The organism is Bacillus sp. FJAT-18017, from assembly GCF_001278805.1.
Lineage (GTDB): Bacteria > Bacillota > Bacilli > Bacillales > Cytobacillaceae > Bacillus_D.
In genome coordinates this window covers 2,761,613-2,773,426 of record NZ_CP012602.1, presented here as the reverse complement: position 1 = coordinate 2,773,426, position 11,814 = coordinate 2,761,613, and the positions used below count along the sequence as shown (strand labels likewise).

Below are 11,814 nucleotides of genomic sequence, written 5' to 3'. Positions count from 1 at the left end.
AACCCCCATTTATTTTAATGGGGGTTTTCATTATAGAACACTAAGTCTAAAATCTTCCAAAGAACTTTTATTATCGAGGTCTAATTTGAGTTTTCTTAGTCCCTTTTCTATAAACAAAATCATATGTTTATGAAGTTCATCCTCAGTTAAGGGTTTTTTCACTTCACTTATTATTAAGTGTTTAAAAAGAAGGTATTCCTTGTCTTTTATAATACCATCAGGAATAGTCCACTTGTTTCCACCTGCAAAATCTTCGTTAACTTGCCCCGTAGAAATAGAAATCCCTTTAGCTAGACCAATTCTTACAGCCATTGGTCTATCAATTTCAAGTGCATCAGTTAACAAGTCCAAAATTTCTTTCCCTTGTTCTGATAAAGACATTCTTCTATTTGCCATTTGATCACCTTCTTACAAAATCAAAATATCCATCACGTATAACTGTGTACTTCTTTGCCTCATCATAATCTAGCATGTATTGTTTATAAGAGTTTGCTTCCATTAACTTAATATAATCAGAAGTTATCTCTGTATCAGTTGAGAGGATAATAACCTGTTCACTTAGCTCTTTGTAATAGTGATTTATTAAATGGTTCCTATGGTAACTATCAAGCCTTCCGAGTGGAGTATCAATTACCATAGGTAAAGATAAATCGGACGCTTTTGTTAATGCCCAAATAAATGCTGAAGAAATCATTTGCATTTCACCTGCTGAACGATCTTGGATGCTAATTTCTTGCATACGGTCATTATAGAGACGAATAGTGTAGGTATTAATATCAAATTCTATTTTTCCAAATTCATCTTGCTTTCTAAACAAGCGCACAAGCATAGAAGAAAATTCTTCCCTTATAAAAGTGGCTTTTAGCTTAGTTACTTCTGAAACATATTGTTCCATTGCATTAATTGTTTTCTCTACGTCTTTATATTGTTTTTGAAGGTCTTCTAAGCCTTCGTCCTGGCCACTTACTCTACTAAGTCTATTAAGTATATTGGTTTTCTCCGCATTAGCTTCGTTTAACTTAGAATTAATTGACCTAAGGCGAAGGTTAAATTCACCTACTTTCTTTACAAGCATATCTATTTTTTGATTTTCTTCTTCAATGTTTACTGATTCTGGAGCATTCCTAATTTCAATTTCGATCGCATTTAAATCTTGTTGCATTTTTTCTATATTATTTATTCTGTTTGTAACTTCCTGTTTATCTCTTATAGGAAGATTAATCAGGTAAGCATAATCACTGTTTGAAATGTCATGGATTTCTTCAAAATTTTCAGGTACGGTATAACGAATATGGTTTTCTTTAATCCAGACATCCTCCCCAATTTTCTTGATCTGTTCTAGCTGCTCGTTGGAAAGTGGGGGAGTTATACTCTTGCTAAGCAGTTGATCCATAAAGTTGTGATATGGAGTTAAAGAAGCTTTTTGTAGAATTTTCTTATGGCTAACTTCGTTCTCAGCTTTTAATTTCCTTTTTAATTTAGTTATTTTGTCCCGGAGAATAATGTTAACCATATTCTCCTTGAGAAGGTGATTCAAATCTTCTTTGGCAAGATCTAATTCAGTTTGAACCCGGGATTGTCTTTTAATAATGACTTCTCTAGATTTTGAGTTTTGTAATACCTTATCATTTCTAACCTGTTTTGTTTGATTAATTAAAGATTCGTACTTCCTAATTTCATTTAATATTTGCTGTTTCTTTGAATCCAAGGGAGTTATTTTTTCATTAATCTGATCTAATTCAGATTCAAGTTTACTTTTATTAGAATGACTCACTGACCTCGCTAATTTACCTTCAATGTTGCTTTTCAAACCCCGAAGATCAGAAAGCAATTGCTTATATGCTCCTATTCCAGTAATTTTTTGAATGGCTTCTTTCATTTCATTGTTATTCTGACGCAGAATAATATCTTTAATTTCCTCACCATCAAAAATAAAGAATGGAGCTGCATGATAAGGTATTATTCTATCAATGAATTTATTAAATACCTCAATATTATCAATTCTAGCTTTTTTTGATGTCTTTCCTCCAACTTTCTTAACCTCAAGATCCCGTTTCTCATGAGTCATTCTCTTATTCTGGTCAAAGTACCATTTTATTTTAAGTGTCCATTCCTCATTAAAATCGGTTTCAATAGTAAGAGAGATCGAACATTCTCGTCCTCCTTCGCTAAAGAAAGTATTATTTATAATGTTTGAAAACAACCTTTTATATTCAGTATCCGATATCCCCCTTTTACCAAAAAGGATATATAGGATAGCTTTAAGAATAGTTGTTTTTCCTGCGCCGTTAAGCCCTCCGAGAAGTATAATGTTTTTTCCGCTCTCTTCTCTAACATCCTTGGGAATATAAAGGTCTATTGACTGAAAACCATAATATGTTTTGTAATTATCGAAAACTAACTTTTTTAGTAACATGCCATCACCCTATTGTACGATCTTTCATATTAATTTTTATTAAATCATTATACTCCGATGTTCTAGTACTTTGACTAACATTCTCATAAGAAAAATCCTTAGATGATTTTATTAATTGTTTAGCCAGTTTTAAAGGTATACCATTCCTATGACAAATCTTAGCTAACAGTTCCAATTCTCTTTTTTCAATTTCTTTCAAACTAATTTCCCCCATAGTAAAAATAGACTAGTATACTGAAATTTTAACACATTTAGACAGGGAAAAACGACAATGTTATAATACATATATTCCCATTACGATGTAAAGGTGGTTTTCAAGTTGAGTTGGGATCTGCAGGTAGGGGAAATAAAAGAAAAATACTTAACTGACGATGATATTTGGATATCATTAAATAACTTTTATTTTAATTCTTCGGTTACCATGTCATATAAATATGGTTTTCTCAAATCCTTACTAGAAAACCTATATAATTTGAATGAAGCATTGGAATTAAATTATGATAAATTATTTTATTCTTTCACCAAAATTTATTGGAATTTAGTTATTCACCACGATTTATGGCAATCAAGCAGTAGAAGTCAACCATCGAAAATACAAAAAATTCTTCAAGATTATGCACTAAAATATTCAATTCCAAGTGATTTGACCTTTGATAAAATACAAGATTCTATACAACTGGAAATTATTAAAGAAGTAAAGAAAAACGGAAAAAGATATGTAATTGGAGCTTTTTATTCCGATATAAATGGATATTTTTATGAATTTGATTTAAAGGAGGAGCATCTAAGATTTAATCCACCGGTTTTTAAATTTCTACAAAAGTACCAACGTTTAGTCACTTATATGACTAACTACCATCTAGCTAAATTTCTTGAAAAACATAATCAGGTGCCCAATATTAATTATTTGCTTAATAACGTTGAGAATGTTTCAAAAAGAAACTCATTATATGAATACCTAGATATTTTAATGAGACATGACAATAACGTTTGTTTCTATTGTAAAAGAGCTCTCAATAGAGAGAGCATTAAAACTCATGTAGACCATTTTATCCCCTGGAGTTATATTCAGAATGATAATTTATGGAATTTAGTACTCTCATGTTCAACCTGTAATAGTAAGAAAAGAGACAAACTTGCTGATTACTATTATTTAGAAGGTATTATTATTAGAAATGAACAACTTGTAAAAGAAGAGCTAAATGAGACAGTAAACTATTTTGAAAATTATAGGAAGGAAAAGTTAATTCAGCTTTACGATTATTCAAAGCATAACGGAATCTCTGATATTTGGGTTCCTAATTAGGGGAGAAATATGACTAAATACAACAAATTAATACGGGATAACATTCCTGAAATAATTAAAAAAGAAGGAAAGACGTTTTCATATAAACAATTAGGAAATGCTGAATTTATAATTGAACTTCAGAAAAAAGCAAAAGAAGAATGGAATGAGTATTTACATTCAAGTAATGATAAAGAGGCAGTTGAAGAATTAGCAGATATTTTAGAAGTGGTTTATTGTCTAGCTGCCACTCATGGAATTAGTGAAGAGGATTTAGAAGAAACGAGAAGAAGGAAAGCTGAAATTAGAGGAACTTTTAATAATAAAATTTTTTTAATTGATGTAGAAGAGTAATATTAACATTTTTAGCCCCCATTCTTAACGAATGGGGGCTGTTTATTATATCTTCTTTATCACTCCTTTTTTGGCCAGGTTTATTAGGATCCCCTTATTTTTGAATTTGTTATATGCAATTAACTTATTTAAGTCCTTTAAGGTAAGGTTGGCTGGGTCTGTAACCAATATATATTCGTTTTTCACTTTGTCCAGTAGGGATAGTGCAAAATCAATTTGTTTATCAGTTAATGAGTAATCTTCATCTTTGCCATTTGGAGCAGCTTCCGGTTTTTCTAATGTCGCGGCATGTTCTTTTAATTTTGCCTCGACAATAGCCTCTATTTCATTCGTGCTAATTGTTTTTTCTTTAACCGGCTGCTGTATGGTCGGAGATAAAAGTTTATTAATCAATCCTTTAAGCATACGTTCACATCACTTTCCAATTTATAAAACTTCCTTTACCTCTATTCTAAAATTTCCCTAAAAAATTACAATGAATTTTTCAAAAAATAGCTCTAAAAACCTCATTATAGCATTAATTCTGTAAATATTTAGGTGGATTCTATTAAGATTGTAGTATAATGTAGAAAAATACATATTTTGGAGCGAATACTATGGCGATTACGGTTCCAGAAACGATCCGGAGCAGTGCGACCGCCGGGGAGCGGCTCGTGTTCCGTACGTTGAAAACATACTTGCCTGACGATTATATTGTTTATTTTGAACCAGAGATACATGGACGAAGGCCGGATTTTGTTATCATCGGGCCTGATTTGGGTTTGCTTGTTTTGGAAGTTAAGGATTATACAAAGAGCACTCTATATCAACTTAACCATGAAGAATGGCATATCCTGACTTCTTCAGGCGATCAGGCTGTTATAAAAAGCCCTTTAAAACAGGCGCGGGACAATGTGTTTAAAGTTGTTGATGTTCTGAAAAAGGATAAAAACCTAATACAAACTGAAGGGAAGCATCAGTTTAACTTGAAGTTTCCTTATGGGTATGGAGTCGTATTTACAAGACTATATGCTAAGGATTTTGTTCAGGAAGGGCTTTACAGTGTCATTGATCCGCAGCTTTGCTTGAACCGGGATGAGATTGATCCGGATAAAGAAGGTTTTTCTGAGGAGATATTAATGGAAAAAATCCTCAATATGTTTGTCGTTCCGTACCGTTTAAGAGAGCCTTTGTCTTTTGAAGATATTAATGCAATCCGTTATCACCTTTTCCCAGAGGTGAGAATCAGTGCGGAGTACAAGCCTCCGGTACCATACCAGGATCAGTTACTCTTGTCTCTGCATGATATAAAAACGATGGATCTTCATCAGGAAAACCTGGCAAAGCAACTTGGCGATAAAAACAGATTGATTCGCGGGGTGGCGGGAAGCGGGAAAACAATCATCCTTGCAAGCCGTGCAAAAATGCTTTCCAAACAGAATCCCGATTGGAAGATCCTGATTCTCTGTTATAACATATCCCTGGCTAATTCTATTCAGCAGATGATCAATCATATGCTCAATGAACCGGAAGATTTATTTGATTTTAATTATGCTGATGGCGATGCTGTTAACCCAGTGAACAATCGGAATATCATTGTTCGGAATTTCCATGCATGGTTGAAAAAGGATTTAAGGATAAAGGAACAACAGATTCCGATTATTGTCCAGAAGATAAAGAAGAAGGAAACCATTCTTCCATACTATGACGCTATCCTCATAGATGAGGGCCAGGATTTCGAAGCCCAATGGCTGAATCTGGTGAGTTCGCTTCTTAATGAGAATACCCAGTCCTTATTATTAGTAGAGGATCGTGCCCAAGACATTTATAAACGCAAACGGTCATATCTTCAAGATACTGGCCTTAGCTTTCAGGGCAGGTCTAAAATCCTCTCCATTAATTATCGAAACACGGCACAAATTGTGAAGTTTGCTTGGGATTTTTATCGGAAGCATTCAATGTTAAAGAATAAAGTGGTCAATCGAGATTTGGAAGGTGAGATAATTGCCCCGCAAAGCACAAAGCGGAAAGGGCCAGACCCAGGAATCATCCGAGCTGCTAATTTTTTTGAGGAAATGAAGAAGGTTGCACGCCAAATGAAAAAGCTCCATGAAGAGCGGAAAGTTCCTTATCAGGAAATACTTGTCCTTTATCGTGTAAAACGGACCTCAAAGTATCCCGTCATTGACATCATACAAAGGTCATTGAAGGATGCCGGACTGCCATACTATTGGATAACTGAAAACGAACACTCTAAGCGTTCTTTTGAAAAAGAAGATGGGAAGATAAAGATTAGCACCATTGATAGCTCTAAGGGACTTGATTTCCGCGCTGTTTTTATTGTGAATACCGATTCCATGCCGTTTCCTTTAGAAGAAGACAAGGAAAGGGAAGTGTCATTGCTTTATATTGGAATGACAAGGGCGAAGGAATACTTGTGCTTGTCGTATTCCGGGCAGTCTGAATTCACTCAGTATATGGATACTGTAACAAAGGAGAGAATAAACCACGAAACAATCAAGGAACAAATAAAGTAGCTAGGATCAACAATGAAGCTGTCCTTAATGGACAGCTCTTTTTAACACTATTCTTAAGTTACTTGGGATAGAAAGAGGATGATCCATTTGGATTCATCCTCTTTTTATTATTAAGCACACCTAGTTATCTTGTATTTAATCTTAACTTGTCCCACATAAAAATTTCCCAATGACAATTAATTGTCATTTTTCATAATAATTAGACAGCAAGCTATCAATTATGCTACTATTTCGGTAACATCATAGAAACGTAGCAGCATGAAAAAGTTATGAGAAAGCGAGGTGACCAATCAAAAAAATTTTACATAGTGAATTGAAAGCGTTGTCAAGAAGTGGGGAAACCAAGCTTCGTATGGGAGATGGAATTCACATGATTAGTTTGGAAGGGGAGATTATACTAGTGAAAAAAAGAAGTTCGAGATTCATATTATTTATGCTTATTGCCACTTTAGTTTTTGGACAGGTTCAACCTGCTTCTGCCGTGTCAACTGCGGCTCTAACGGATCCGATTTTACAGGTAGAAAACCAAATTATTAAAGACGGTTATTTCACTAACTTGAATGATCACGTAGAACAGCTGAAGGCATTGGATGAGGGAACAATTATTGTTCGATTCCAATATTCTGGCTCGGGGATTATGTCCCTTTTTTCTTTAAGTAATAATAGAGTTCGGGACGGACATTTTAATCTTTATATTTCACCTGCAGTAATAGGAAGTGAAAATCGGCTTGAGAAGCCAGGTGAAGCAAAGACGAATGTGCATGTTCGCACCGAGGTCGACCTGAAAGAAAATAAAGTGTATACCCTCGCGATGGTCCTAGACAAGGATAAGGGTTATAAGTACTTTTTGGATGGTGAATTGATTAAGGAAGATTCAAAGTCTCCGAGAAAATTCCTAAGTAATATCTATGAAGCAAACAGCGCGCAGTTAGGTAGGACGGAAAGGGCAGCTGGCGGCAACCAATATCCATTCAAGGGCAATATTGATTTTGCGAAGGTCTTCAGTGAGCCACTTTCTGATGAGGCGCTGACATCGATTACCGGGGAAACAAAAGCTGCATCATTGGAAAATCCTTTGCCTGATTCAGCACCAAAGCCTCAAAGTATTTTTTATCCAGGCTTCATGGATTCCAATAATTATCGAATTCCAGCGTTACTCCATACTGAAAAAGGAACACTGCTTGCTGGGATTGACCGACGGGTTGAAAACGGAGGAGATTCGCCAAACAATATCGATGCTGTCGTTCGCCGAAGCTTTGACCAGGGACAAACATGGGAAGAGGATGGAATTGTCATCAATGATTACCCGGACAAAGCATCCAATATTGACTTGTCATTCGTACAAGACAAGTCCAACGAAAGAATTTTTGCACTTGTTGACGGGTTTCCTCATGGAGCTGGACTTATGGGGGGCTTTGGAAATAATGCATATAAAGGAACCGGATTTAAAACTGTAGATGGTAAGCAATATCTGTATTTAACGGATGAAAACAAAAATGAATACACGATTAGAGAAAATGGAATCGTGTATGACCAAAGTGGAACACCTACAGATTATACGGTTGATGAAGACCGTAATTTATATTTGAATGGTGAGAAAATAGATAACTATTTCAGTGAAACGTCTCCACTAAAACCGTTTAAAACATCATATCTTGAGCTCTTTTATAGTGACGATGAAGGAAAGACATGGACAGGACCAATCGATTTGAATGATGAAGTCAAAGAAGAATGGATGATCTTCTTAGGGACAGGTCCAGGAAATGGCATCCAGCTGACTGAGGGACCTAACGAAGGAAGACTCGTATTCCCAGTTTATTTCTTGAATGAATATAACAGACAGGCGAGTGCCGTTATTTACAGTGATGACAACGGGAAAACATGGCACCGCGGAGAGTCTCCAAATGAAGGCAGGATTGTAGATGGACAGACCATCAATGAACGATATTTTACCAGCTCAAATCATGAAATTACAGAATCGCAAGTTGTCGAAATGCCGGACGGCCAATTGAAGTTATTCATGAGGAATTACTCGGGATACGCCCAAATTGCGACAAGCTTTGACGGCGGAGAAACATGGGATTCTGAAGTCGTGACTGAAAAGGCTTTGACTGCACCATACAGCCAAATGTCAGCTATCCGTTATAATGGCCAGATCGATGGCAAGGAAGCTGTCATCTTTTCGAGTGCAAGTGATTCTTCAAGCAGAATTAATGGAACAGTGAAAGCAGGGTTAATTGAGGAAGATGGAACCCATGAGAATGGCCGGACAAAATATTCGTTTAACTGGAAATATAGCAAGCTAGTAAAAGAAGGCCACTATGGATATTCAAGCCTCTCCAACCTGGCGAACGGTGAAATTGGCCTGTTTTTTGAAGGAACGGCCAATACTGTCATGGACTATATGAAGATTGACATGGATTACCTCAAATTAGATTGGCAAAAATATAGACCGGCACCAAAGCCAGTAATCGAATCGTTCAATGTTTTATCCGGAAATCCAACGCCTTATCGCTCAGGAGAGAAGATTAAGGTAGAGATCGAATTTGATGATTTTGTTATGTTAATGGGCAATAAGCGGGTGACAGGGAATATTGACGGACAAGAAATCCAACTTGACTTGGTAGAGAAAATAGACAACTCGAGATTCATTTTTGAAGGAATTGTCCCGGATCTTAAACCAAGAGCTTATGAAGCGGAGTTTGAATTAGACCCTAATCTGGCTATTTATAACGTTTATGGTGAAACATTGGAGCCAAATCAAGAAGCGGCTACATTTACCGACAAGGTCATAATAAGGGAATAATTAAGGAATGGGAGCTGTTACGAAGCCAATCATTATCTACTCTTCGTAACAGTTCCATCCAATTTATGATAACTCCTTGACTACCATTTTTGTCCACCTTCTACTACATGCATCTACTTCTTGTTTATAATAGAAGCAGGGAAGGCTTTTCAATTTTGGAGGTGGATGAAATGACAATGAACTCTATGGAAAATATGAAGGGAATTAAACCATCCATTGTAATGGAGCAAAATAAGCATACATTTACGAAATCAGAAACGAAAATATATGAATATATCCGTGATCATATTCAACAGGTGCTCTATCATTCTTTAACTGAGTTATCGGAGGCCAGTGGTGCAGCGGAAGCCACAGTTTTACGTTTTTTTAGAAAACTGGGGTTTAAAGGGTTCCAGGATTTTAAATTTTTGTTAGCACAGGAAGTCTCACTGGCCGCGCAAAAAGACGACCATGAAACGATCATTAAAAAAGTCAGAAATACGATGATCCAGGCTATCAATGAATCATCCGAAGTCGTCAAATTGGAAGAATTGCAAGCCGGAATTGAGATGATCAATCAATCGCATGATGTTGTCATATTCGGGATTGGGGCTTCAGGAATTGCCGGATTGGATATGCAAAATCGCTTAATGAGAATCGGAAAACATGCCGATGTTGTAACCGACTCGCATTTTCAAATCATGAGAGCTTCGTGTGTGACGGAGAAAACTGTTGTCATTGCGATTAGCCTTACCGGAAGCACAAAAGACATTGTAGATGCTGTGAAAATTGCAAAGGGAAATAAGGCAAAGGTGATTGCTCTAACGAGTTATGTTAAATCTCCGTTAACAAGGTTTGCAGATTTAGTATTATTATCATCTTCGAAGGAGAGTCCATTAGATAGTGGAGCTTTAGTATCTAAGATTTCTCAATTGTACCTTATTGACCTTTTATGTACGGGAATAGCCATGCAAAATTTTGAAACCGCCAATGAGATTAACATGAAAACATCTAAACATTTATCAAGCAAGCTTTACTAGTTTTTAAATAATAGGCTATGTTGGATAAATAATTAGGTGCGACAAACGGGGAGGGAATGTCTTGAAAAAGGGTTTGATTGCAGCCATTGCATTAACGCTTGTTATGGGAAGTTATATCGGGACGAATGCGAATGCTTCCGAAAACGCAAAAGTAGAGAGTAAAACAAACGCTTCCAAACAGGTAAGATCAGTAGAAAGAATCACATGGGAACATGCGGGGGAACTGGAAGCACAAAAGGGATACGATAAGAACATAGGAACTGCAGGAGTGTTATCAGGATCTTATAAAGATTATTTAATTGTTGGAGGAGGAGCGAATTTTCCTTATGAATCCGTCCTAAATGGAGGAGCAAAGGAACATTACTCTGATATTTATGTTTATAAAAAGGAAGATAGCGGCCTAACTTTGGTCGAACATACGAATCTTGATCATAAGATAGGATACGGTTCGTCAATCACGACAGATAAAGGTGTATATTATATTGGCGGAAGCCCTGAAAGTGAACATGCTGACGACATCCTGTTCCTGACGATTGATAAAAAGAAAAAGCTGAAAGTTGAAAAAGTAGGAGACCTGCCATTTACGATCAATAATGGCATAGCAGTTGAGAAAGATGGCAAATTGTATATTGGGCTCGGCCAGCAAAATGGCAAGGATAGCACTAAGCTATATGAATATGATCTAAAAACGTCTCAGACTAAAGAATTAGCATCCATACCAGGCGAAAGTGTCCGGAATCAAAGTGTCGCCCAACTATTAAACGGAAATCTGTATGTGTTTAGTGGCGGAGGATCGATTGCTTATACAGATGGATATAAATATGATATTGAGAAAAACACCTGGTCAAAGGTTTCTTCAGTAAAAGTGGATGATCAAGAAATATCCCTGCTGGGAGCAAATTCTGTCAAACTAAATAAAGATGAAATGCTCGTTATTGGTGGATTTAATAAAGAAGTATATGACCATGCTGTGAAAAATTTAAATACATTGGAAGGCGAAGAATTAGCAGCCTTTAGAACGAAGTATTTTACCGCTGATCCTTATGAGTTTAATTGGAATAAACATATACTAATCTATAATGCAAAAAAGGATACTTGGAGATCGATCGGAAAGGTTCCATTTGATGCACCTTGTGGCCAAGGCTTGGTGTTAATGGGTAAACAAATCTTTTCGATAAACGGAGAAATAAAGCCTGGGGTAAGAACGAACGCAATTTATTCGGGGACCTTATTAAACCAGTAGGCCTCCTGCAAAAAGTGACGACCCACTCGCGGATAAGCTAACAGAGTACATTGGTGTTTAAAGCAGGAGAAGTCATTGCGAATTAAGTAGTGTAAAACTAGCAGAGCTAATGACGAATGTTTTATAGGAAATGAAGATACGGTTTGATTGCTTTAATAGTCGAGTTATGTGTCAT

At 36.1% G+C, this 11,814-nt stretch carries 10 protein-coding genes; 6 read left to right on the top strand and 4 right to left on the bottom strand.

Annotation, left to right across the window (positions count from 1 at the left end; genetic code table 11):
- Positions 1-30: 30 nt before the first annotated feature.
- Genes AM500_RS12970 through AM500_RS12960 form a run of 3 tightly spaced genes read right to left on the bottom strand, consistent with a single transcriptional unit; the run spans position 31 to position 2,615 of the window.
- On the bottom strand, positions 31-396 hold the full coding sequence (locus AM500_RS12970; protein WP_053599587.1) for a hypothetical protein: 366 nt from the start codon (positions 394-396) through the stop codon (positions 31-33).
- Between the two features lie 4 nt (positions 397-400).
- Positions 401-2,416: a DNA sulfur modification protein DndD gene (gene dndD, locus AM500_RS12965; RefSeq protein ID WP_053599586.1), complete on the bottom strand. Its 2,016-nt coding sequence runs from the start codon at positions 2,414-2,416 to the stop codon at positions 401-403.
- A 4-nt stretch (positions 2,417-2,420) separates the two neighbouring features.
- Entirely contained in the window at positions 2,421-2,615 is a 195-nt protein-coding gene (locus AM500_RS12960) for a DNA modification system-associated small protein (protein ID WP_053599585.1), read from the bottom strand.
- A 120-nt stretch (positions 2,616-2,735) separates the two neighbouring features.
- Between AM500_RS12960 and AM500_RS12955 the strand changes: the two genes are divergently transcribed.
- Both AM500_RS12955 and AM500_RS12950 read left to right on the top strand, forming a co-directional pair.
- Entirely contained in the window at positions 2,736-3,722 is a 987-nt protein-coding gene (locus AM500_RS12955; protein WP_053599584.1) for an HNH endonuclease, read from the top strand.
- A gap of 9 nt (positions 3,723-3,731) precedes the next feature.
- Positions 3,732-4,055 carry a nucleoside triphosphate pyrophosphohydrolase gene (locus AM500_RS12950; RefSeq protein ID WP_053599583.1) on the top strand — a complete coding sequence of 108 codons (324 nt, stop codon included), beginning with the start codon at positions 3,732-3,734 and terminating at the stop codon, positions 4,053-4,055.
- Between the two features lie 45 nt (positions 4,056-4,100).
- Here AM500_RS12950 and AM500_RS12945 read toward each other — a convergent pair whose 3' ends face one another.
- The gene (locus AM500_RS12945; RefSeq protein ID WP_053599582.1) at positions 4,101-4,460 is read right to left on the bottom strand and encodes a hypothetical protein; all 360 of its coding nucleotides are present in this window, start codon (positions 4,458-4,460) and stop codon (positions 4,101-4,103) included.
- 191 nt (positions 4,461-4,651) lie between these two features.
- On the opposite strand from AM500_RS12945, the gene AM500_RS12940 reads away from it, so the two are divergent.
- The 4 genes from AM500_RS12940 to AM500_RS12925 all read left to right on the top strand — a co-directional run bounded on the left by AM500_RS12940 (position 4,652) and on the right by AM500_RS12925 (position 11,639).
- Entirely contained in the window at positions 4,652-6,571 is a 1,920-nt protein-coding gene (locus AM500_RS12940) for a 3'-5' exonuclease (protein WP_053599581.1), read from the top strand.
- A 400-nt stretch (positions 6,572-6,971) separates the two neighbouring features.
- Positions 6,972-9,377 (top strand): sialidase family protein, encoded by a 2,406-nt coding sequence (locus AM500_RS12935; protein WP_197282593.1) that lies wholly within the window; start codon positions 6,972-6,974, stop codon positions 9,375-9,377.
- Positions 9,378-9,547: 170 nt separating this feature from the next.
- Positions 9,548-10,396 (top strand): MurR/RpiR family transcriptional regulator, encoded by an 849-nt coding sequence (locus tag AM500_RS12930; RefSeq protein ID WP_331457318.1) that lies wholly within the window; start codon positions 9,548-9,550, stop codon positions 10,394-10,396.
- Between the two features lie 61 nt (positions 10,397-10,457).
- The gene (locus AM500_RS12925; protein ID WP_197282592.1) at positions 10,458-11,639 is read left to right on the top strand and encodes a cyclically-permuted mutarotase family protein; all 1,182 of its coding nucleotides are present in this window, start codon (positions 10,458-10,460) and stop codon (positions 11,637-11,639) included.
- Positions 11,640-11,814: the final 175 nt, after the last annotated feature.